At 50.6% G+C, this 23,271-nt stretch carries 19 protein-coding genes; 13 read left to right on the top strand and 6 right to left on the bottom strand.

What is annotated here, in order from left to right; genetic code table 11:
* Window positions 1-73: 73 nt before the first annotated feature.
* From AB1E22_RS05440 to AB1E22_RS05390, 11 genes are all read left to right on the top strand, one after another.
* Complete coding sequence (locus tag AB1E22_RS05440) at window positions 74-2,173, top strand: methyl-accepting chemotaxis protein (protein WP_367594421.1); 2,100 nt, start codon at window positions 74-76, stop codon at window positions 2,171-2,173.
* Complete coding sequence (locus AB1E22_RS05435) at window positions 2,160-3,227, top strand: chemotaxis protein CheB (RefSeq protein ID WP_367594420.1); 1,068 nt, start codon at window positions 2,160-2,162, stop codon at window positions 3,225-3,227. The genes AB1E22_RS05440 and AB1E22_RS05435 overlap by 14 nt, the downstream gene beginning before the upstream one ends.
* A complete protein-coding gene (locus AB1E22_RS05430; protein ID WP_367594419.1) occupies window positions 3,224-4,648 on the top strand; it encodes a CheR family methyltransferase in 1,425 nt (474 codons plus the stop codon). Before AB1E22_RS05435 ends, AB1E22_RS05430 begins: the two co-directional genes overlap by 4 nt.
* Window positions 4,649-4,656: 8 nt before the next feature.
* A complete protein-coding gene (locus tag AB1E22_RS05425) occupies window positions 4,657-6,801 on the top strand; it encodes a hybrid sensor histidine kinase/response regulator (protein ID WP_367594418.1) in 2,145 nt (714 codons plus the stop codon).
* Window positions 6,802-6,822: 21 nt separating this feature from the next.
* Window positions 6,823-7,182, top strand: a complete 360-nt coding sequence (locus AB1E22_RS05420; RefSeq protein WP_367594417.1) for a response regulator — start codon at window positions 6,823-6,825, stop codon at window positions 7,180-7,182.
* A gap of 25 nt (window positions 7,183-7,207) precedes the next feature.
* Window positions 7,208-8,896 (top strand): diguanylate cyclase, encoded by a 1,689-nt coding sequence (locus AB1E22_RS05415; protein WP_367594416.1) that lies wholly within the window; start codon window positions 7,208-7,210, stop codon window positions 8,894-8,896.
* Complete coding sequence (locus AB1E22_RS05410; protein ID WP_367594415.1) at window positions 8,893-9,417, top strand: chemotaxis protein CheW; 525 nt, start codon at window positions 8,893-8,895, stop codon at window positions 9,415-9,417. The genes AB1E22_RS05415 and AB1E22_RS05410 overlap by 4 nt, the downstream gene beginning before the upstream one ends.
* Window positions 9,401-9,757 carry a hypothetical protein gene (locus tag AB1E22_RS05405; protein WP_367594414.1) on the top strand — a complete coding sequence of 119 codons (357 nt, stop codon included), beginning with the start codon at window positions 9,401-9,403 and terminating at the stop codon, window positions 9,755-9,757. Before AB1E22_RS05410 ends, AB1E22_RS05405 begins: the two co-directional genes overlap by 17 nt.
* Window positions 9,758-9,899: 142 nt before the next feature.
* Window positions 9,900-10,910, top strand: coding sequence for a sensor domain-containing diguanylate cyclase (locus AB1E22_RS05400; RefSeq protein WP_367594413.1), 1,011 nt, complete (start codon window positions 9,900-9,902; stop codon window positions 10,908-10,910).
* Between the two features lie 38 nt (window positions 10,911-10,948).
* The gene (locus AB1E22_RS05395) at window positions 10,949-12,130 is read left to right on the top strand and encodes an acetyl-CoA C-acetyltransferase (protein ID WP_367594412.1); all 1,182 of its coding nucleotides are present in this window, start codon (window positions 10,949-10,951) and stop codon (window positions 12,128-12,130) included.
* A gap of 486 nt (window positions 12,131-12,616) precedes the next feature.
* Window positions 12,617-13,303, top strand: coding sequence for a porin (locus AB1E22_RS05390; RefSeq protein ID WP_367594411.1), 687 nt, complete (start codon window positions 12,617-12,619; stop codon window positions 13,301-13,303).
* Between the two features lie 208 nt (window positions 13,304-13,511).
* Here the strand turns inward: AB1E22_RS05390 and AB1E22_RS05385 are convergent, their stop codons facing one another.
* Complete coding sequence (locus tag AB1E22_RS05385) at window positions 13,512-14,687, bottom strand: oligogalacturonate lyase family protein (RefSeq protein ID WP_367594410.1); 1,176 nt, start codon at window positions 14,685-14,687, stop codon at window positions 13,512-13,514.
* A gap of 392 nt (window positions 14,688-15,079) precedes the next feature.
* Between AB1E22_RS05385 and kduD the strand changes: the two genes are divergently transcribed.
* Window positions 15,080-15,841 carry a 2-dehydro-3-deoxy-D-gluconate 5-dehydrogenase KduD gene (gene kduD / locus AB1E22_RS05380; RefSeq protein WP_367594409.1) on the top strand — a complete coding sequence of 254 codons (762 nt, stop codon included), beginning with the start codon at window positions 15,080-15,082 and terminating at the stop codon, window positions 15,839-15,841.
* Between the two features lie 85 nt (window positions 15,842-15,926).
* On the opposite strand, the gene AB1E22_RS05375 is transcribed toward kduD, so the two are convergent.
* The 5 genes from AB1E22_RS05375 to AB1E22_RS05355 form a co-directional block, all read right to left on the bottom strand.
* Window positions 15,927-17,057 (bottom strand): oligogalacturonate lyase family protein, encoded by a 1,131-nt coding sequence (locus AB1E22_RS05375; protein ID WP_367594408.1) that lies wholly within the window; start codon window positions 17,055-17,057, stop codon window positions 15,927-15,929.
* A gap of 82 nt (window positions 17,058-17,139) precedes the next feature.
* Window positions 17,140-18,429 (bottom strand): ABC transporter substrate-binding protein, encoded by a 1,290-nt coding sequence (locus tag AB1E22_RS05370; protein WP_367594407.1) that lies wholly within the window; start codon window positions 18,427-18,429, stop codon window positions 17,140-17,142.
* Window positions 18,430-18,443: 14 nt separating this feature from the next.
* Window positions 18,444-19,571, bottom strand: a complete 1,128-nt coding sequence (locus tag AB1E22_RS05365; RefSeq protein ID WP_367594406.1) for an ABC transporter ATP-binding protein — start codon at window positions 19,569-19,571, stop codon at window positions 18,444-18,446.
* 13 nt (window positions 19,572-19,584) lie between these two features.
* Complete coding sequence (locus AB1E22_RS05360) at window positions 19,585-20,499, bottom strand: carbohydrate ABC transporter permease (protein WP_367594405.1); 915 nt, start codon at window positions 20,497-20,499, stop codon at window positions 19,585-19,587.
* Window positions 20,492-21,382, bottom strand: coding sequence for a carbohydrate ABC transporter permease (locus AB1E22_RS05355; RefSeq protein WP_367594404.1), 891 nt, complete (start codon window positions 21,380-21,382; stop codon window positions 20,492-20,494). Before AB1E22_RS05355 ends, AB1E22_RS05360 begins: the two co-directional genes overlap by 8 nt.
* Before the next feature lie 753 nt (window positions 21,383-22,135).
* Here AB1E22_RS05355 and wzz(fepE) point away from each other — a divergent pair.
* Complete coding sequence (gene wzz(fepE), locus AB1E22_RS05350; protein ID WP_367594403.1) at window positions 22,136-23,251, top strand: LPS O-antigen length regulator Wzz(fepE); 1,116 nt, start codon at window positions 22,136-22,138, stop codon at window positions 23,249-23,251.
* Window positions 23,252-23,271 lie beyond the last annotated feature (20 nt).

Below are 23,271 nucleotides of genomic sequence, written 5' to 3'. Positions count from 1 at the left end.
GTCATCCAATGACTTAGGGTATACAAAGTAATCAATCAGCCCTTATTTTACTTCATTATAAAATTGGATACCCATGAGTAACTTTTTTAAATTCCAGCGTCATGGAGAAGCTGAAAATTCAAAAGGCACGGATACTTTTCTGACATCATGGCTGCATAAGTTGCGCGTGGGTGTCGCCATAAAACTGGGGATCATGCTGGTATTGTTTATCGCGATACTGCTGATCGGCGCCTCTTTCCTGCTCTCGTCCTATCTGTCTAAACAGCTAGAAAGCACCTCGCTGGAAGTGCTTAGCTCGAATACTCGCATCTTCCATAACAATATCAGCACCGAATTTAAGCGCGTGATGAGAGATGCCGAGCGCTACAGCAATGTGTATATCAACAACTATCAGAATGTGGCTTCTAAGCCTCTGCGTACCATGGACGCAGAAGAGTTAAAAGCGCTGTTAAGCGATACCCATATCAATTCACACTTTACCGAGCTAACCAGCGTTTTTGCCTCCACGTTCGTGCGTGAAGGCGACCAGTTTGTTCGCGTTTCCACCTCATTGCAGGGGAAAGAGGGCAAAATCGCTACGGCGACGGTATTAAGCCACGACAACCCGGCGCTTGCGTCATTGTTAAAAGATAAGTCCTATTCCGGCGTCGTTGTGCTGTACGGCAAGCAGTTCATTAGCCATTACGAGCCTATTGCGGATAAATACGGCCAGGTTGTTGGCGCCGTGGCTGTCGGTTTTGACGTGAAACTTGCCCTGCAACCGGTGATTAAAGAGCTACTGGGCGTGCATATTGGCGATGGCGGCTACGCCTATGTGCTGGATGCCGGGTTTGCGCCAGGCACGATGGTGGCTCACCCAACATTAGTTAATCAGCAAGTTGAAAATATTACCGATGCCAATGGCTATAAGCGCTTTGCGGATATGCTGGCCCGCAAAAACGGAACGATTTATTACGATACCGTCAGCGGATACGGTGCGGCACCGCGCAAAAAGGTCTCCGTATTTGAATATATCGACGGCATTAACTGGATAGTCGCGACCACCAGCTATGTTGATGATGTCGCCCGCAGCAGCAATCTGGTGCGTAACAGCCTGCTGACCTTCAGCCTGCTGCTGATGCCGATTATTTTGCTGGTGATTGCGGTGACCAGCCGCTTCCTGATTTCAAGACGCCTGAATAACGTGCTGGCTATTTCACGCTCGATTGCCAAGGGCGATCTCACGGTAGATATTCACGTCGATCACAACGATGAAATCGGCGAGCTGCTTACCGCCAATGAAATGATGCGTGCCTCGCTGCATTCGCTGGTGGGAGATATGGTTTCTCACGCTCAGCATGTGCATGAAGCGGCGTTAAACATTACCGAAGCGGTGGACGGCCAGGCATCGACCAGCGTCGAAACCTCTTCTTCAGTGGCGGAAATCACCTCCACGATGGAAGAGCTGTCCGCCTCTTCTACGCAGATTGCCGAGCACTCGCGTGCGGTAGTCGATATTGCGAACGTCACGCTGCAAGACTGCAACAAAGGCTCTGACTCAATGGGCGAGTTGCTTAACCGCATGTCTGATATCGACAGTGACAACCAGCAAAGCATGCGTGAAATCATGATGTTGGGAAACAAGTCTAAAGAGATCAGCCGCGTGATGGTGATCATCAATAACGTTGCGGATCAAACCAAGCTGATCGCGTTTAACGCCGCGTTAGAAGCCTCAAGTGCGGGCGAGTCCGGCAAGCGTTTCTCGGTGGTTGCCGCAGAAATTCGCCGCCTGGCCGACTCAGTGACTGAGTCCACGTTTGAAATTGAGAACAAGATTAGCGAAATCCAAAACTCGATTAACCGACTGGTGCTCAACGCAGAGAAAGGCAGCAACAGCATTAAAGCGGGCACCAAAGCCTGTAAAGTCAGCGCCGAACGCCTGCACGATATTGTGGCGACTGCCGAGCAAACGTCTACGGCGGCAATGCAGATTTCACTCTCCACCCAGCAGCAGAAAACCGCAAGTAATCAGGTGGTTATGGCGCTTCGTGAAATTGTCGTTGCCAGTAACTACACCTCGCAGTCGATCAAAGATATTTTGGCTATCAGCCAGGATATGACTGAGCTTTCCAATGATTTAAACAAGGCGTCAAGGTCTTTCAAATTAACGGATAACCTTGATGAGCGCGCCTAATATCCGCGTGCTGATCGTCGATCATGGCGGAGAGTTACGCAATGATCTGATCCGACAGCTCGAGATAAATAAGAACATTTTGGTGGTGGGCCAGGCGGTACACCGCGAGCAAGCGGCGAGCCTGGTGAAAAAAATGGCGCCGCAACTGCTGGTGCTGACGTTAGGCGCGCCCGACCGCGAAAACGTCGAAACCATCGAAACGATTATGGCGACCTGCGCTATTCCGATCATGGTGATGCGCTACTACGCAGATGCGCAGTGGGATGCGGAATACATTACCCGTGGCGCATTGGCGGTCGTCAGCAACCCTGGGGAGTCGGCGCAGGCAACCAAAGCGTTGCATCGCCAGGTCGAAATGCTGGTGGGCGTGAAGGTGATTCGCCATATCCAGGGCTTGCGTAACCATGCGGATGCCCCGGTGAAGAGCGCTCCGGTAGACATCGCCGCCAACGATCTGCATCAACCGTGGCCGTACGTGCTGGCGATTGCCTGCTCAACCGGTGGGCCGCAGGCTCTGAGCAAATTACTCCAGGCGCTGCCTGCGGCTTTTCCCTGCCCAATTATCATCGCGCAGCACATCGCCGATGGGTTTGCGAAAAGCATGGTGGAGTGGCTCGATAGCGTCACCGAACTTAACGTGCAGCTCGCCCTGGAGAACGATCTGCTGCGCGCGGGCAGCGTTTATATCCTGCCGCCGGAGCATCATCTGGTGGTCAAAAAACATCACCGCTTAGCCGCCATTGCGCGTAAGGCGAGCGATGTTTATCACCCGAGCTGTAATTTGCTGCTGGAGTCCGTGGCGGAAGTTTACCGTGACAAAGCGGTCGGGCTCATCATGACCGGCATGGGGAGCGATGGCTGCCGTGGCATAGAGGCTATTTATCAGCAAGGCGGTAAAACCCTGGCGCAGGATGAAGTCACTTCCGTGGTGTTTGGCATGAATAAATTTGCCATCGATAAAAACGTTATCCACAAAATTCTTCCGCTGGAAAAGCTCGCAGGGGCTTTAATAGCGATGGCGCGTCACGGGCAAGCTGAGGGCAAACTGCCATGATCCCAAATATTGCGGCCTTTAAAACACTGATTAAAGAAAGGGTGGGTCTGCATTTTTTTAACGGCATGGAAGGATTGTTAAATGCGGCACTGCACCAGCGGATGACCGAGCGGGGAAAGGAGAGCTGCGAGCAATATTACGAGGTGCTCTGCGTATCGACGATTGAGTTCGATAAGCTCCTGAGCCTGCTGACCATCAACGAAACCTATTTCTTCCGCGAACCGGAAGTGTTGGACATCGTCTGCGAAAAACTGGTGCCGCGTATTCTGAATCAGCGCGAAGGGCCGGTGCGTATTTTAAGCGCGGGCTGTTCATCCGGGGAAGAAGCCTACTCGCTGGCGATTAAACTTCACCAGAAATACCACGAGGCCTTTGCGGATCGGGTGGACATTCATGGCTGCGACATCGATACCAAAATTCTGGAAAAAGCCCGGGCGGCAAACTATTCCAGCTACTCGTTTCGCGGCGTCGATCCTTTATTGCAGCAAAACTATTTCACGCGCAACGGGAACCAGTTTCAGTTGCATGACCTGATTCGCAATAAGGTGAAATTCCACCGTTCAAATATCGTCAAAGAACAGCTCCAGCCTCAGTTCGATATTATTTTGCTGCGAAACGTCTCAATTTACTTTGATGTCGAAACGCGCCGCCTGCTGCATTTTAACTTGTTAAACATGCTGCAACCCGAAGGGGCGCTGTTCTTCGGCAATGCGGAAACGCTCGCCAATAACTTTGGCATTCTGAAGCTCAAGCAAGAGCACGGGCATTTTTATTTCTGCCAGCCGAAAACCGCACGTGCTCCGACGCCGACGGCCAGCGTACCGCCTCGAATCGTCACCCCGGTTGCGCCTGCGCAAGCGCCGTTTGTGGCAGCTCCGATGCCGACCTCGCAGCAGTGCGATATCTGGATCAAAAAAGCGCTCACCTGTGTGGCAGACAAGCGCTTTGCCGAAGCCGAAACGTTGATAAATCAGGTGTTAAATAGCGATGCGCAGCACCAGGAAGCGCTGGTGATTAAAGCGGCCATTGCGCTGGAAAAATGTGAATTTGAGCAAACGGCTCAGAGCGCACAGCAGGTTCTGGAGCTTGATGAGTGGTCGGCGGAAGCAAAAATGCTGCTCGGCCTTGCCATGATGTGGCAGCACCACACCCAGCAGGCCATTGCGTGGTTTAAACAGGTGGTTTATCAACAGCCTGGCTACTGGCCTGCGCACTATTATCTGGCAGAAATGTACCGCCAGAGCGAGCTCCCGCGCCCGGCTGCGCGAACCTATCGCATTACATTGCAATTACTCAATGCGGAAATGAACAACACGGCGAGCGCCTGCGCTCTGCGGCTGCCGCTCTCATTTCCGACTAATTCGTTTCGTTTTCTTTGTGAACATCAGTTGGCGCAGTTCACCAGTCAGGATGGGCAATAGAGAACCGTATGGCTATCGATCTTAAAAAATTTGTGCTGCGCTTTATTGATGAAGCAAATGGCCATCTGCATATCGTCAAGGAAGGGGCGTTTTTACTCTCATCAGGGGAAAATACCGACGCGCAAATCGGCGAGATGTTTCGTGCTGCCCACACCCTGAAAGGGGGCGCGCGCATGCTGAAATTGCAAAGCATTGCCGATGTCACCCATCAGCTTGAAGAGATACTGAGCGAGCTTCGCGACAAAAAGCTCGCCCCAGACCAGGCACTCGGCACGCTGATCCTGCAAGCCACGGATTATATTTCCGACCAACTGGCGCAGCTTTCGGCGAGCGAAGGGAACAACCAGTTGCCTCCAGCCGATGTCGCGTTATGCGAACGTCTGGCTCGCGCCAGCCGTGGCGAAATGGACGCACCTTCCACGGAACTTGCTCCGGCTCCGGTAGAAAACCCTGCGCTGACGATGAAGCTCGAAGCCGCAGACAGCGCGGTGAACCAGGCAAGCTCTGTGCGGGTAAAACTCGAAAAGCTCGATGACCTGATCAACATTCTCGGGGAAGTGGTCGCCAGCCACGATCGCCTTGAGCAGCAGGTACAAAACTTAGTGAACCTGGTGCCTCGCCTGGATCAGATGAATGCCGACCAGCTTCGCCAGCAAATCCAACAGTTTAGCCGCAAGCTAAAAGAGGATTTTCAGGCGCAGAATCTCCAGATGTATGAGCTGTATGACGTGGCTACCACGATTCGTATGCTGCCGGTTTCCATGCTGTTTGAACCCGTCTCCATGCAGGTGCGCGAGCTTGCCGCTTCCCTGAATAAACAGGTGGACTGCCGCATTCTGGGGGGCGAAGTAGAAATCGACCGCCAACTCATCGACCGTCTGTCTGAGCCGCTTACTCACCTGCTGCGCAATGCTATCGATCACGGTATCGGTACCGCTGCGGAACGTGCCGCCTGCGGGAAATCTGCCCGAGGGACGATCACGCTTACGACGCAACAGGACGGGCGCGGTATTTTGCTGCGCGTGGAAGATGACGGGCGTGGCCTGGATTACCCGGCGATTCGTGCCAAAGCGGTGGCGCGTGGCCTGGTTGACGCCGACGTGGTGGATCAGCTTTCGGAGCTGGAATGTAACGAGCTGATTTTCCACCCGGGCTTTTCAACCAGCAAAATTGTGACGGAGTTATCGGGCCGTGGCGTAGGGTTAGACATTGTTCGCAAAACGATTGTCACCGATCTCCAGGGCACGTTGCAGGTACACAGTCGCCCAACTCAGGGCACGACCTTTATTATCCGCCTGCCGATTTCGCTGGCGATGATGCGTATTTTGCAGTTTGAACAGCAAAACCATCTTTTCGGCCTGGCGGCGCAGTATGTGGTTGAAGTGCTGAAATACTCGCGGGATGACATTCGTGATATTGCCGGTCGCCCGGCGATTATTCGCCACAACGAATTTATCCCGGTGATTTCAGCCGCAGAATTACTGCGTATTAATGAAAGGCCGGGGAGCCAAAATTCCCAGGCATCTGCCGCGAACAGCCTGCTGCTTATCGTGATTCAGAATCAGTTTGGCAAGATGGCGATGCTGGTGGATAACCTGCTTGATGAGCGCAACATGATGATTAAGCCGCTGCCGAAACATATGCAGCAGCAGGCGTTAGTCTCCGGCATGGTGCTGAGCCAGAATAATCAACTGGTGAGTATTTTGCAGGTTCCCGTCTTGATGGAGATGGCGCAAAAGCAGGGGCAGACGCGCACAAGCGTACCTAAGCCGGAAGTTCGCCAGAACACCTGGCATGTGCTGATCGTCGATGACTCCCTGAACACGCGTGAAATTGAGAAAAACGTGCTCGAAGCGCACGGCTACCAGGTGACGCTCGCCGAAGATGGCTTCTCAGGGCTACAAAAAGCGCGTCTGACGCAGTTTGACGCGGTATTAACGGACGTAGAAATGCCGGTGATGGATGGATTCTCTCTCACCAAAGCGCTACGTGCGGAAGAAAATTACCAACATATTCCGATCATTATCGTGACGTCACGGGCTAAAGAAGAAGATCGCCGCAGAGGGATTCAGGTGGGCGCGGATGCTTATATTGCCAAGGGTGATTTCGAACAGGATAGCCTCATAGAAACATTAAAAATGCTTTTATGCTAACGGCTTTATAGGTGAAAAAAGATGCGTTTATTATTAGTTGATGATGACCTGTTTGCGGCAGAGCTGGCTTCGGTCTTTCTGGAAATGAGTGGCTACGAAGTCGTTATTGCCGAAAGCGCAATGACCGCATTAGCCAACCTGGATTCGGATAGCGACATCGCACTGGTCATCAGTGATTTCCATATGCCGGAAATTACCGGCCTGGATCTGCTGGAAGTTTTACGCGCCAACGGCTGGAACAAACCGTTTATTTTACTCAGCGCAAGCGAGATGACGGATATCACCGTTATTCCTGATTGCTGGGTAAAGAAAGACGAAAATATGGCAGAAAGGCTGGTGGCTGTCGTGAACGAAATACTCAAGCCAGGCGATGCGGCTTAATCGCGGCTGAAGAAATGACAAAATCATGATGACACAAGAATTAACGCAAAAAACAATGACTACTGCTCAGGATAAAATCGCTCGTTTACGTGAGCGCTTTCTGCAACGCATACCCGATATGCTCAAACAGGCAGACGGTCTGCTCGCCCGATTAATCGCTGAAGAAAATGAAGCGGATAGCAAACAACTGCATCTTCTGTTGCACAGTATTCATGGCACCAGCGCCTCGTTTGGCTTTACAAAAATTGCCAGCCAGGCCGCTGAAGGTGAGCATCTGTTAGTGAGTAATTCTCGCCCGGAAACGCTTTACCAAAAGCTGAAGCTGGTCGTAAAACAGCTCTACTCCCTGACCGAAGAGCAGGCTGAAAGCGCGCGCCGTGGCGGGGATTCGTTAGTTAAATTCCCGATAACCGCCTCCACTCAGGAAGAGGTGGCGATTAACCGCACCATTAAGCCTGTCTATCTTTGTGACGATGAAAGCGATCAGGCTGAACTGCTGGCGACGCAACTGCGCTGCTTTGGCTTTATTTGTTATGTATTCACCAATACGGCTGATTTTACCAAGGCGGTGATTTCGCAGCCTCCGTCAGTGGTGATTATGGATGTCAGCTTCCCGGAGCACGCCTACGGCGGCCCGCTGGCGATGTCGGATCTGAAAAAGAAAGTCGGCACGCCGTTCCCGGTGCTTTATCTTTCCTGCCACAGCCATTTCCACGCCCGCATTAACGCGATTAAAGCTGGGTGCGACGGTTACTACGTGAAACCGGCGGCGACCACGGATTTAGTCCAGGAGCTGCATCGTTTAACGCAGCCTTCGCTGAAAAAGCCGTATCAGGTTTTGCTGATTGATGATGAGCCGGAAGTGGCGCAATACAATGCGGAAATGCTGCGCATGGCGGGAATGGAAGTGCATATTCTGACGCATATTCCTCACCTGCTGAACGTTCTGAATACGCATCCCATCGATATTGTGCTGATGGACTTCCACATGCCGGATTACAGCGGCGAAGAGCTGACCAAACTGATTCGCCAGATCCCGCAGCATATCGGTTTGCCTATTGCTTATCTGTCGAGCGAAACCAATAAAACCACGCAGTTTGGGGCGATGAGCACCGGCGCGGAAGATTTTATTATCAAGCAGGCTGACCCGCAGGAGCTGATTAACGCGGTTTCGATTCGCGCGGAAAGAATGCGTACCCTGCGTGCCCGCATGTCGCAGGACAGTCTGACCGGGCTTTACAACCACTCAACCACCACGCACTACCTGGAAAGCGCGATTACCGAATCCAATTACAGCGGTATTCCATTCAGCCTGGTGATGGTCGATTTGGATCACTTCAAAAGTATCAATGATACTTACGGCCACGTGGCGGGTGACCAGGTGATTCTGGGGATCTCTCAGCTCTTCTCGCACCGCCTGCGCAGTACCGATATTGTTGGCCGCTACGGTGGGGAAGAGTTCGCGATAATCATGCCGGGCACCACCAAAGAGCAGGCGGCGGCGGTGGTCGAAAGATTGCGTCAGGGATTCGAAAAGATCTATTTCTCGGTCAACCAGACGCAGTTCAGCAACACTTTCAGCGCCGGGATCGCGTCCTGGCAAGAAGGCGACAAAATCGAAACGATTCGCGAGCGTGCTGACCAGGCGTTGTACTCGGCAAAACAGCATGGCCGCAACCGCTATTGCCTCGCCAATGATAAGGACGTGGCATGAGCGAGCAATTAGAGCAAATTTTAAGTCACTATCACGACGAAAACCGCGAAATTGCCAACGTCGACGAGCCGCAGTGCAGCCTGGTGTTATTCAAGCTGGGCGACAAAAACTTTGCGTTTTACGGATCGGACATCAAAGAGATTCTGGCCGAGCGCCCAATTTCCTGGGTGCCGGGCTGCCCGCCGTCGCTGGTGGGGGTGATCAATCACCGTGGTCGCCTTGAATCGGTGATTAACATTAATCGGCTGATCGACGCACCTTTGCAGGAGATCCCCGGCAAACGGATGATCTTGATTGGACGCGGCAAGAAAATGCAAAGCGGGATTCAGATCGACAGGTTAATTGATGTACTGGATGTTGCGGAAAGCCAGATTCATCCCGCCGCTGAAAACCTCTCTGCCGCCATGCAGAAAGTGGTGGTGGGGATTGTTCCGGTCGGGCAGGAGTATTTTGCGCTGCTGGATTTGAATTTAGTCTTTGATTGCTACCTGGAAAGCAACGGCTATGACTCACGGGCTTAATCTTGCGGCGGTGCGTATCACGCTCGGGAACCAGCATTTTTATATTCCGGCGACCCAGGTGCAAAGCTGCGTGCTGGTGGATTACGAAGCCCCTGACATCCCGCGATTTAGCCAGTGGCTGGGTCTGCCCGATGAGCCGGAGTGCGGCATGCATTTGCATCTGTTCGTTCCGGCAAGCAATATCGCGCAGGGATGGTATTTATGGGGCGAGCTTGAGAATGTGGTGCTGCGCCAGCACGATATTTTCCCGCTGCCTGCGTTATTACAGCAATGCAATCAATTACCTGCCATACGAGCACTCGTGCAGGATGAAGGGATAAGCCCTTTATTAAGCTGGTAGCCCTCACTTTTTCTTCCCCACACTCCCTCAATCAGCCTCCCAATGGTTAAATTTGGGAGGGGAACTGACCTGCAAAATATGCTAAAACCGTGCGCAACTTGAGCATCCATTTTGCGTTTAATTAAAAGGTAGTAGCGATTTTATGTCTGACAATCTTATCGAGCGTATTTCCACCGCATTAGAATCTGAATACACACTTGAGGGACTTGTCCGACAACTGCTTGAAATGCTCGAACTGGTAACCAATATGGAGTCAACGTACCTGACTCGCATCGAACCTGACGGCAGTTTCCAGCATATTCTCTTTTCGCGTAATTCCCGCCAGATGCAGATCCCAGAAGGTCTTTCGGTGCCGTGGGGCGACACGCTTTGCAAACGTGCGCTGGATGAAGGCAAACGCTATACCAGCGATGTCGCCGGTGTGTGGGGGGATTCGCAGGCCGCGCGGGAACTGGGTGTCACCACATATGTGAGTACGCCTGTTACGCTTGCGGATGGGTCTTTATACGGCACGTTGTGCGCGGCAAGCTCTGAGCACCGCGTGTTGAGCGAACGCAGCGAGCAGGTGCTGCAACTTTTTGCCCAGTTGATTGCGCAGCAAATCCAGAATGAGCAGCTTTTACAGCAGTTACAGCAGGCAAATGCCGCGCTGACCACCGCCAGCTATACTGATGAGCTGACCGGCTTACCCAACCGCCGTGCGGTCTTCGAACAGTTGCCGAAACTCTTTTCTCAGGCGCGTGATGACGCGCGTTTTGTGCTGCTGGCCTTTGCCGATCTGGATGATTTTAAAGAGATTAATGATGTCTACGGCCATGAGGCAGGGGACGATTTCCTGTGTGCTGTCGGGCAGCGTTTACAAAATGGCGCACGTTCTGACGAGATTATCGGCCGGGTCGGCGGCGATGAGTTTGTGGTGGCGGGTGTCGGGCCTGAAGAGCATGACCTGGCGTTGCAAGCAGCGCAGGCGCTCAAAATCCGTCTGTCGAACTTGCTGACTGGCGAGTATCAACTACATTCCAGTGTGATTAATTATGCGGGCCCAAGTATTGGCGTGGTGGCGGTGAATCCGGCGCTGACCGACCATGATTTGGCCTTGCGCGAGGCCGATGCGGCGATGTATCTCGAAAAGGATCGCCGCCGAGCCCTGTAAACTTCCTGAAATGCGGTCAAAACGTTGCGGAGATAATAATGAAAGATGTCGTGATCGTAGGGGCTGCCCGAACACCTATTGGCTGCTTTCAGGGTGCGCTTTCCCCTCGCAGCGCCTCGGAGCTGGGAAGTGCGGTTGTGAAAGCCCTGCTTGAGCGCAGCGGCGTAAGCGAACAAGAAGTGGATGAAGTGATATTGGGCCAGGTGTTAACAGCGGGAGCGGGGCAAAACCCGGCGCGGCAAACGGCGCTTAACAGCGGTTTGCCCTGGTCTGTTTCGGCGATAACGATCAATGACGTTTGCGGCTCAGGTTTAAAAGCGCTGCATCTTGCGACCCAGGCCATTCAATGTGGCGAAGCCGATGTGGTGATTGCGGGAGGCCAGGAAAATATGAGCCGTGCGCCGCATATGTTGGCGGACAGCCGCAGCGGGGCGGGTCTGGGCAATAGTCAGCTTATTGACAGCCTGGTTCATGACGGGTTGTGGGATGCGTTTAATGATTACCATATGGGTGTTACTGCCGAGAACCTGGCGCGTGAATACGGTATTAGCCGTGAAAGCCAGGATGCCTATGCGTTGGCGTCTCAACATAAAGCGCGGGCGGCCATTGATGCCGGGCGCTTTAAAGATGAAATCGTCCCGGTAACCGTTGAGATTAATGCCGGTAAATCCGTGATTGTTGATACCGATGAACAGCCACGAACCGATGCGAGCGCGGAAGCTCTGGCGCAACTCCACCCAACGTTTGATAGCCAGGGCAGCGTAACCGCCGGTAACGCGTCGTCTATTAATGACGGCGCCGCCGCGGTGCTGATGATGAGCGCGAGTAAAGCGGAAGAGCTGAATTTGCCGGTTCTGGCGCGGATAAGAGCTTTTGCAAGCGTAGGCGTTGATCCCGCGTATATGGGGATTGCGCCCGTCACCGCCACGCAGCGTTGCCTGGAGCGTGCGGGCTGGTCGCTTGAAGAGCTGGATCTTATCGAAGCGAATGAGGCTTTTGCGGCCCAGGCGCTGTCGGTGGGTAAAATGCTTGAATGGGATGAACGCAAAGTGAATGTTAACGGTGGGGCGCTGGCGCTCGGGCATCCGATTGGCGCATCCGGCTGCCGAATCCTCGTTTCACTGGTGCATGAAATGATTAAGCGCGATGCCAAGAAAGGGCTGGCAACGTTATGTATTGGTGGTGGGCAGGGCGTGGCATTGGCCATTGAACGTGACTAGTTAGCGATGATGTCGGGTGGCGCTAGCGCTTACCCAACCAACAAAACCTCAAGGGCATCTTTATCATAAAGGTGCCTTTTTGTTTTTATACCGGCACATATTCAACTTCATTCATTAAATTATCCCATCTATTTCCCTCGAAAAACACCGCTGTTTTCAGCGAATGCACATAATACCGATCATGATTATTCGATACCTAATAAATTAAAATAGGTGGAGTAATTTAGCTTACGAGATAAATCGCAAGGTGTTTATTTAAATGGCTATTGAAATATTGTTTCATTTGTGAAATTGGTTGGTTTTATGTGATGGTAATCGCTAATTAATGAGACTTTGCTTCATTTTTTTTGATGCCTATCACGGCGGTGGTTTTGTGTTTTTTTTGACATAAATATTTACGATCTCGATCACTAAAATAACGTTCATTTAAAAATAAAATTCAGTTTCATAATAATGAAACGTCATTTCAATGAAGGGACTGAGATTATGTTTAAGAAGGCTCTGGGTGTAGTTGTTCTCTGCGGTGTGAGTGTCGCGGCGCAAGCGGTAACTGTAGATTTACGTCACGAATATGTTGACTCTGGTTCCAACGGCGACCGTGTTGCGGTATCTCACCGTTTCGCGAATGGCCTGGGATTCGGGGTTGAAGCGAAATGGAAATCAGGCGGTACTGATAAAGATCAGCCATTTAGCGACCTCGTCGGTAGCGGTCATGAAGAATCTATTAACTGGCGTTGGAAGGCGACAGATAATATTTCTCTTACGCCTGGTTTAAATATTGACAGTAACGACAGCAAAACAACCTGGAAGCCTTACTTGCACGCGCAATATAGCTTCGATAATGGTTTTTATGTTGCCGCCCGTTATCGTTTTGAATATACCCGCTATCCAAATGACAATACCAAAAACGCCGATGATAAAGTTAACCGTGGCGATGCGTGGATTGGTTATGCATTGGGTGACTGGCGTACCGAGTTGAACTACGTTTACGCGAAAAGCGATCATCAAATTCGTTCTAATAATGACAAAGACTCTGATGAGTACAACGTGAAGCTGGCCTACAAATGGGATAAAAACTGGGCCCCTTATGCCGAAGTGGGTAACGTTGCCGGGAGCAAATCTACCGATGAACGTCAGACTCGTTACCGTGTAGGCGTGGCTTACTCCTTCTAATAATTTACACCACTGTACTGTATCTAAAATAAAACCCTCTCCAGGCCTCCGCAATTAGCGGAGGCTTTTTTATATTCATACCCAAATAATTCGAGTTGCGGGAATTCACGTGAATAGTTTTAAATATTAAGGGCAAAAAAAAGCCCTCTCATTATTTTATGAAAGGGCAAAGCCTACACAGGGCACACTAACATTGGGGATTACGGCGTTACGCAGGAATCATTTCAGGGTTAACAGGCATTTTTGCAATATACAGCGCGGGTTTTCCGTCTTTATCTGAACTGAAAAGAATGGCGCTGTCATCCGGCGTAAAGGATGGATGAGGGTGAGTTACCTGGCGGCTATTTGCAAAAGTAGCCCAGGAGGTGTCGTGGCGTGCGACGCGGAAATAACTTTTTTCCGCTACGTCGAAGGCATACAAATAGGGATCGTTATCGATGGTATAACCGCTGGTGTCTTTCACATCGACCGGGGTACCGGAACCATCGCCGACCAGTAAAGTGCCATCAAAATTACTCATCAGGTGCGAACAGGCTGGCATTTGCATCACTTCAGCGTTTATGCCGGTGTCCGGGTTGTAGCTATAAATGGTGCGGCCTTGCTGACCTTTCAGGTAGGAAACGTACATCAGAGAGGAGCCGTTTGGCACCCAGAATTCATGCGTGCAGCTTTCGCCTTGCGCATGCTCTTTAACTTTACGCACGTTGCTGCCGTCTTCGTTAACCATCCACATGCGCGCGTCCACCAGGTCATGCGGGCCTTCATGGCAGAACGCAACGGTGTGGTCATCAAACGGACGGTAAATCGGGTGGCCGAGCCAGTTTTTTTCCTGGTGAATAACCGCGCTTTCACCGGTTTGCAAATCAACGCGCAGCAGGCGGCAATTCGGCCCTTTATGGAAGAATTCGTGGAAGATTTTCCAGTCGTTTAGCGGTACCCAATCCTCTTTGGCGATTTCGATACCCACTAATTTAGTGCAGTCGCTATTCGCAACCCAGGTGCCATAACCGACCCAATCTTCTGGCACGCGATACACTTCGCGCTCGGCCAACGTTTCCAGGTTTACTTCCAACAGGGTGCGTTCGTTCTTCACATAATAGAGGGATTTGTCATCCGGAGAGAGGAAGCCGCCAAAGGTATTATCGCCGGTGCCTTCGGTTAACTGCACCGCTTCGGCTGCGGCGATATCCAACAGATAGTAGTTCCAGTTGCCGTCAAATTCTCCGGCAAACAGAAGTTTGCTTCCGTCATTGAAGAAGCATTTTTGATAGAAGTAATTGCGATGGCACGTTACTTCCGGCGGCGTTAAGCGGGTAACCTCAACGCCTGTGTCAGGATCCTGACTCACTTCATAAACCAGTTTTACCCGCATACCTTTAGCCATAATGCTCTCCTTTGAATGACAATTCGCATCTGTCGAAAATTAATGTTTGAACAATGGGTGTTAATTTATCAAAACATTGTTTCAATATATGTGATTGCATTCACTAAACGGTGAAAGTATGAGTTATCCATCCAGAGAACATATGATTTAAAGGGAAGAAAGGGCGAGTAAGCGTGATCGCAATATCAATTTTGAGAACTACCACCAAAAAGTTGAAACATCGTTTCATTTATAATTGAAAAGCAGTTTCAACAAGATTACTATAAACCCATCAAAGATTACGGAACGTGTTTTCACCGTAAGTAATTTATGAATTACGCCATCGTGCGAACAACATTTTCCCCGTGATGCTTGCGCCAATAGCAAGCCCCGAATAAAAAAAGGAAACCTACATGATTCTGGATTCGTTCTCCCTACAAGGTAAAGTTGCAGTTGTTACTGGTTGTGATACAGGTCTTGGCCAGGGTATGGCTATCGGGCTTGCAGAAGCGGGCTGTGACATCGTTGGGATCAACATTGTTGAACCTGCGGAAACTATCGAGCGTGTGACCGCGATGGGTCGTCGCTTCCTGAGCCTGACCGCTGACCTGCGTCAGATCGACGGCATTCCTTCTCTGCTGGAACGTGCGGTTGCTGAGTTCGGCCAAATCGACATTCTGGTTAACAACGCCGGTCTGATTCGTCGCGAAGATGCAATCAACTTCAGCGAAAAAGATTGGGATGACGTAATGAACCTGAACATTAAGAGCGTGTTCTTTATGTCTCAGGCGGTTGCGCGCCAGTTCATTGCTCAAGGCAAAGGCGGCAAAATCATTAACATCGCGTCTATGCTTTCTTACCAGGGCGGCATCCGCGTACCGTCTTACACCGCGTCTAAGAGCGCAGTGATGGGCGTGACCCGTCTGCTGGCAAACGAGTGGGCACAGCACGGTATCAACGTGAATGCTATCGCGCCGGGCTACATGGCGACCAACAACACCCAGCAACTGCGTGCTGACGAAGAGCGTAGCGCTGCGATTCTGGAGCGTATCCCTGCTGGCCGTTGGGGCCTGCCAGACGACCTGAAAGGGCCAATCGTGTTCCTGGCTTCTCCGGCATCTGATTACATCAACGGTTACACCGTTGCGGTTGATGGCGGTTGGTTGGCGCGTTAATTCGAATTGTTTAGTGTCGGGTGGCGCTAGCGCTTACCCGACCTGCATTACTAAAAAACATCCTGAAATCAGGATGTTTTTTTATCTAGATCTTCGCCAGATACAACGCTGGCATCCCCTCTTCATCCGACGTATACAACACCCACTGGTTATCCGGACTAAAAGACGGATGCGGATGCGTCACCTGACGGTCGCCATCCAAAACTTTCCAGGACGTATTGTGCTGACACACCGCTTTTTGCGTGCCTTTCTTGAGATCGAACACCCAAATAAAGGGATCGTTAAGATCGATATTGCCGGTTTTGTGCGGCGCTCCATCCCCAACGACTAACGAGCCGTCGTGATTGCTCATTAAATGTGAGCACGGTGGAATCGCGCGTAGCTGGCGATTTTCCAGGGTTTGCGGGCAGGCGCTCCATAAATAACGATGTGCATCGCCCTCTTTATGGGCAACGTAATAGAGCGCTGAACCGTCCGGCACCCAAAATTCATGGGTAAAACTTTCACCTTCTCCATGCTGGCGAACTTTGCGCAGATTGCTGCCGTCCTGATTAATCAGCCACATGCGCGCGTCGATAGCATCGCGCGGGCCTTCATGGCAGAACGCCACGGTTTCGTCGTCGAACGGGCGGTAAATCGGATGCCCGAGCCAGCGTTTTTCTTGCAAAATGACCTGCTGCTCGCCGGTGAGCAAATCAATACGAATCAGGCGGCATTCAGGATGGGTGAAGTAGAAATCGCGGAATTTTTGCCAGTCCGTGAGCGGTGACCAGTCGCTCTTTTTAATTTCGATGCCGACCAGTTTTGTACAGTCTGAATTAGCAACCCAGGTACCGTAAGCCACCCATTCATCATCGACCTGATAAACTACATATTCTTCAAGGGATTCAAGGTCGACGCGCCGCAGTTCACGCGTATTTTTCACATACCAAAGCGATTGATCGTCTGCCGATAAAAAGCCGCCGAAGGTGTTATCTCCGCTGCCTTCCGTTAACTGTGTGGCGATCTGCTTATCTAAATCTAGCGAGTAATAGTTCCAGTGCCCTTCAAAGGCTCCGCCGAAAATCAGGCGCTGCCCATCATTGCTAAAACACTTTTGATAGAAATAGTTGCGATGGCAGATGACGTGTGGCGGGGTCAAACGGAGTACTTCTGCCCCGGTTTCCTTGTCGCGTCGGGCGCGGAAGGAAAGCGGGATTTTCTTACCTTTAGCCATAACGAAGTTCCTTATGTGTTAAAAAAATGCCCCGCCTCACCAAAATGGTAGGGCAGGGCACAGGACTAAAACACTCAGCTAATTAGCGCATTGCACGTTTCAGGATACGGTTACCCTGACGCTCGAACTCAGCAGCCGTTTCTTCAACCGATTTCTGACCATAATCGATGTACTGCAAAGAGGTGCCGAACAGGGACACAATTTGCGGATCGTCGAAGTATGGCGAAGTTGGCAGTTTATTTGGCAAAGATTGCGCCAGTTTCAGCCCTGCAACCGCCGGGTCGTTATCTTTGATAACGCCATCGGCCGTCAACTGTGTCACCGCCGCTTTGCTCAATGGAACGCCGCGTTCCAGACCCAGCGCTTCCACGCCTGCTTTTTCGTTCAGCAGGAAGTTAATCAGCATTGCTGCTTCTTTTGGATGCTTGGTGGTTTTGCTAATAGAGAACATTTGCGCGGGTTTGAAGAACAGACCGGCATCCGTTGCACCTGGCAGCATCGGGTAAGAACCCAGTTCCAGTTTCGCTGGTGGCTTCAGGTTGTCGGAGTATTTCTTAATGGTGGAGTTCCACATATAAGTCCCGGCCCATTCGCCCTCAATCCACGGCTTCATCTCATACATATTGCTCTTACCAAATGACGCATAGTATTTGGTGTCAGGCATTACGTGGCTGTCGATGAGTTTCTTATACATGCCGAAGAACTCAACCCACTGCTCTTTGGTGTAGCCGAACTGCTTTTTCGTGGTGTCGATTTCAGGAATATTGTATTTCTGCACCATGTAAGAGCGCAGCAGAGAGAGCGTATCCTGGTGCTCTAACACCACCGGGAAGTATTGCTTGCCCAGTTTGGTTTCAAAGGTTTTGCCCGCCGCCATCAACTCATCCCAGGTTTTCGGGTATTCAACGCCCGCTTTTTTCCAGGTTTCGTCGTTGAAATAGAACACGCGTGCGGTCACGGAAATTGGAATGCCGTTCAGCTTGCCGTCGACGGTGGTTGATTGCAGCTCTTTCGGATCGAACTGCGCCAGATCCAACTCGCCTTTCACGGTATTCAGATCGTAGAAGCCGGTGCCGGTTTTCGAGAAAATAGGCAGCCAGTTCCAGTTGGTCTGCATTACATCCGGCTCTGTACCGCCTGCAATCTGCGTTGTCAGACGAGACAGATGACCGTCCCAACCGGTGTATTCAGACTTCACTTTAATATTCGGGTGTTGTTTCTGGAACTCTTCCACCGCTTTCAGTGTGACCTGGTGGCGTCCATTGCCGCCCCACCAGGACATACGTAAATCAACCTCATCCGCCGCAAATGCCGAGCCGGCAGCCATGCCTAAAGTAGAAGCAATCAGGGTACTTAACAGCACTTTTTTCATTATGTTAGATCCTGTTAGAGAGAGATGTTCTGTTCAGTTTTAGCGTCGAAAATATGACATTTTTCCATGTCAAACTTGAAATACACCTTACGGTGAAGGCCTTTTTCAATCATCGGCTTAGCTTCATCGGAAGGGATGCGGCAGGTCATTTCAAAATCTGCGACTTTCAGATAGACGAAGAATTCATGACCCATATTCTCGACGCGTACCATTTCACCGCTGGAGTGGCTTTCAGCGAACGGTTCATCAGAGATTGAAATAAACTCAGGGCGGATGCCGAAGAACACATCCTTGTCTTTATATTCTGCGCAGCGTGCCTGCTGGCGCTCGTTCAGCGCCAGCGAATCATTACCGACAGAAATGTGCAGGCGGCCATTATGTTCCAGCAGTTTGCTTGGCTTGATGTTCATTTCCGGCGCGCCGATAAAGCCCGCCACGAACATGTTTTTCGGGAAGTGGTACAGGTTATCTGGGGTATCAACCTGCATGATGTGGCCCAGTTTCATTACGCAGATACGGTCGCCCATGGTCATCGCTTCGGTCTGATCGTGGGTTACATAAACGGTAGTGGCGGGTTTGCCGCTCTTTTTAAGCTGCTTATGCAGGTCGGAGATACGGATACGCATTGACGCACGTAGCTTGGCATCCAAGTTCGACAGGGGTTCATCGAACAAGAACACGTCCGGTTTTTTCACAATCGCACGGCCAACGGCCACACGTTGTGCCTGGCCACCGGAGAGTTGACGCGGCAGGCGGTCCATCAGCTCATCGAGTTCAAGGATTTTTGCCGCTTCATTAACCTGGGATTCGATCTGATCTTTTGGCAGCTTGCTCAACTTCAGGCCAAATGCCAGGTTTTCACGCACCGTCATATGCGGATACAGCGCGTAGTTCTGGAACACCATCGCGATACCGCGAGATTTAGGTGCCAGGTTATTCACGACGCGTTCGCCGATTCTGATTTCGCCGCCGCTGATAGTCTCCAGACCCGCCAGCATACGCAGTGTGGTCGATTTCGCGCAGCCAGATGGGCCGACGATAACCATAAATTCGCCATCGGCAATCTTCAGGTCGATACCATGAACCGCCTGGAAGCCGTTGGAGTAAACTTTTTGCAATTTGTTGAAAATAACTTCAGCCATGATATTCCCTCACTTAACCTTTAATTCCGCTGCTGGTCACGCCTTGTACGAAGTAGCGTTGAGCCAGGAAGAAGATGATGATCGATGGCAGAATGGAGATGCTCGCCATTGCCAGAATTTCGTTCCATGGAGCGCCTTCAGTCACGTCGATAGACATTTTGAGCGCCAGTGCAATTGGGTATTTGTCTACGCTGTACACATAAATCAGCGGCCCGATAAAGTCGTTCATTGACCACATGAACTGGAACAGGGCGACAGAGATAATGGCCGGTTTCAGAATCGGCACTACCACATACCACAGCACCTGGAAGGAGTTGCAGCCATCAATTTGCGCGGCTTCTTCCATATCGCGTGGCACACCACGCAGGAACTGGATCAACATGAAGACAAAGAACCCTTGGGTTGCGAACGCCATTGGCAGCCACAGCGGCAGATAGCTATTCAACATGCCCATTTCACGGAACATCAGGTATTGCGGAATTAACAGCACGGTGCTTGGCAGCAGCATGGTGGTAATCAATGTCGCGAACCAAAACTTCTTGAACGGGATTTCGAAACGGGCGAAGCCGTAAGCGACAATCGTTGAAGAGATAATGGTCAGCAATACTTTTGGAATCACATACTGCATGGTGTTCAGCATGTAGTGACCAAAGGTGTACTCAGTACCGGTTTTCCAGCCGTTGACGAAGCCGTCGCTGGTTGGGTTTGACGGCCACAGGCCGAGGGTCGTGAAGATCTCATGGTTCGGTTTAAACGCCGCAGAGAACATCCACACCAGCGGGTAGAGCATTAACAGACCGACAATCACCAGAACCACATAGCGAATATTGCGGCTGATTTTTTCGCGGCGTAGCGTACGTGCGATCTCTTGTTCAGCCAGATCCGTCTGGTTGGTTGACCCGAGCTGGTTTGTTGGGATATCAGCCATTTTTGCCTCCCTTATCTGCGGAGTAGAACACCCAGTATTTCGATGATTTAAAGGCGATGGAGGCAAAGACCGCCACGACCAGGAACAGAACCCACGCCAGCGCTGCGCCATAACCCATTTCGAAGTATTTGAACGCGGTGTCGTAGATATAGAGCGAGAACAAGTAGGTGTAGTGAGTCGGGCCGCCGCCGGTAATGATGTACGGCGCGGTAAACTCCTGGAACGCCTGCGTGGTCTGCATAATGAAGTTGAAGAAAATAACCGGCGTAATCAAAGGCACGGTCACTTTCATGAACATCTGCCATTTGGACGCGCCGTCGATCATTGCCGCTTCATACTGGGATTGCGGAACGTTTTGTAGGGCCGCAAGGAAGATGACCATGGCAGAGCCGAACTGCCATACGCGCAGCAGCGTAACGGACATCAGCGCCAGAGACGGTTCACCCAGCCAGTTCACCGGATCCAAACCAAATACGCCGATAAAGCTGTTCAGCAGGCCGTCGATAGCAAACAGCGCACGCCATAAAACGGCGATAGCAACGGAGCTACCCAGAATAGAAGGGATGTAGTACGCCGTACGGAAGAAACCGATGCCGCGCAGTTTAAAGTTCAGAACAAATGCGATGCCGAGTGCGAATGCGAGTTTTAACGGGATGGTTAAAAATACATACGCGAACGTCACGCCCATGGATTTCCAGAAGAGGGAATCTTCGGTCAACATGTAGCGATAGTTTTCAATCCCGGTGAAGACCGGGGGATTCATCAAATCGTACTCAGTAAAACTGAGGAAGAAAGATGAAACAAACGGGAAGGCAGTAAAGACTATCAACCCTATTATGTAGGGCGATATCCATGCCAATCCCAGCATTTTGTTTTCATTCATACATACCTACCTGGCGATCAATGGTTTAAAAATGTTTTTTGACAAAATCGTTCTTGAAACTCATTGCCTTACCCGTGAATAACAGCGGATGGGTCGGAAAGCTCTGGGCGTACACGTCATATTCATTCCCTGATAATTGATTGATAATTAGATAGTTAAAGTTTCATTTACCGTTTTTGATTTCCGTTTCGGTGTACGGATTTCATAAACATACGAACCGTGGTTTCTGTTTACTGAAACGATGTTTTAATTAATGTTATTACGATTTGTAACTGAGTCATTCTATTCATGGTGGAAATGTGATCGAAGTCGAAACGCTGTTTCGATTATGTGAATCGGGCGAGGTTTTAAGGTGAAGAGGGAGTGGAAAAGATTTTTAAAGTTTTTGAAACTGCAATAGTTGGTGGTTGTTTTTAGGACAAATCTTGGGAATAATACCGACCCATCAGGAATATTTCGTGTAATTACAAAGCTATGGCTTTGTTATGGGTGTGTTTCGGAATGGTAAATGGATGTTATTTGAACGTCTTGTCATCGACTTTGATCTTTGCAAGATATTGATATGTCGTCATTCATCCAATTTAGTTTCTGATATACCGGCATACTTCAAGCTGCAGGTGCGCTCGCTTGCCGCCTTCCGGCAACTCGAATTATTTTGGGTATAGTCTCCATTCTGTGATGCAAACTTTGCGACCACTTACTCGTTACGCGGGAGTGGAGCAGGTCTTTTTCTCAATAAAATAAAAGCTGGCTATGTCTTCTATAGAAATGAAAACCAATCGTTTAGAAAACGTTTCTCCCTATCCCGTGATGGCTCCGCGCCATGAGGAGATCGATTTACTAGACTTATTGTCTACGCTCTTTGCTGCAAGAAAACAGATAATCATTATCACGCTACTGTTTGCACTGTGTGGACTGGCCGCCAGTTTCTTGTTGCCGCAAAAATGGACCAGCCAGGCGATTGTCACCCCCCCTGAAACCGAGGAGATTAACGGGTTACAGCGGGCGATGGTGAAAATGACGGTTCTTGGCGTTGAGACGAACCTTGATTCCGGCAGCCTCTATAATTCATTTCTGAAGAAATTTGACTCACAAGAACTTCGTGAGAAATTCCTGGCGGAGTCACCTTATGTCCAGGCTTTGGTGAAGAACGCTGATGTTGATAAGAGCGAGTTGTACAAAGCGATTGTCAGCGTCTCGCAAAAATTCACCGCCGTTAACAATGCCGATCCTAAAAAACCTGACGATGTGCCTTACACCTCCTGGACGCTGAGTTTTACCGCGCCTGACTCGAATGATGCCCAGCAAGTACTGCAAAATTACATTCAGTTTATTACGGCTGAAGTCAATAAAGATGTCATCAACAGCGTGAAAAGTGCCGTTGAGCTGAAAGTGGCCTTTGAAAAAGATCAGCTGGCGCTTGAGCGTAATAGTCTTCAAAACCAACACAATATTAATGTTGAACGTTTAGGCTACTCATTGCAGGTGGCAAATGCGGCAGGACTGAAAAATCCGGTTTATAGCAACGGTCAGGCAGTGAAAGACGATCCGGATTACTCGGTTGCTCTTGGGGCGAATGGGTTAGCCGAAAAGCTGAAAATTGAACAGTCGATCAAAGATGTGGCGCAATTAAATGTCTCGGTACAAAACCGCGAGCATGTACTTAGCGCTTTGGAGGTGGTGAACCTGGGTGAGATCGATTTCACTCCTTACAAATACCAAATGCAGCCTTCATTCCCTGTGAAAAAAGACGGCCCAGGAAAATCCCTGATTATTGTGCTGGCTGCAATGATTGGCTTGATCGTCGCAGCGGGGTCGGTTCTGGCTCGCCGGGCAATGGCCTCTCGCATAAATATCGAAGAAATTTAAATTTGCTTTTGCATCAACGG

It is taken from the genome of Buttiauxella gaviniae (assembly GCF_040786275.1).
GTDB lineage: Bacteria > Pseudomonadota > Gammaproteobacteria > Enterobacterales > Enterobacteriaceae > Buttiauxella > Buttiauxella gaviniae_A.
This window is presented reverse-complemented; position numbering and strand designations above follow the sequence as displayed.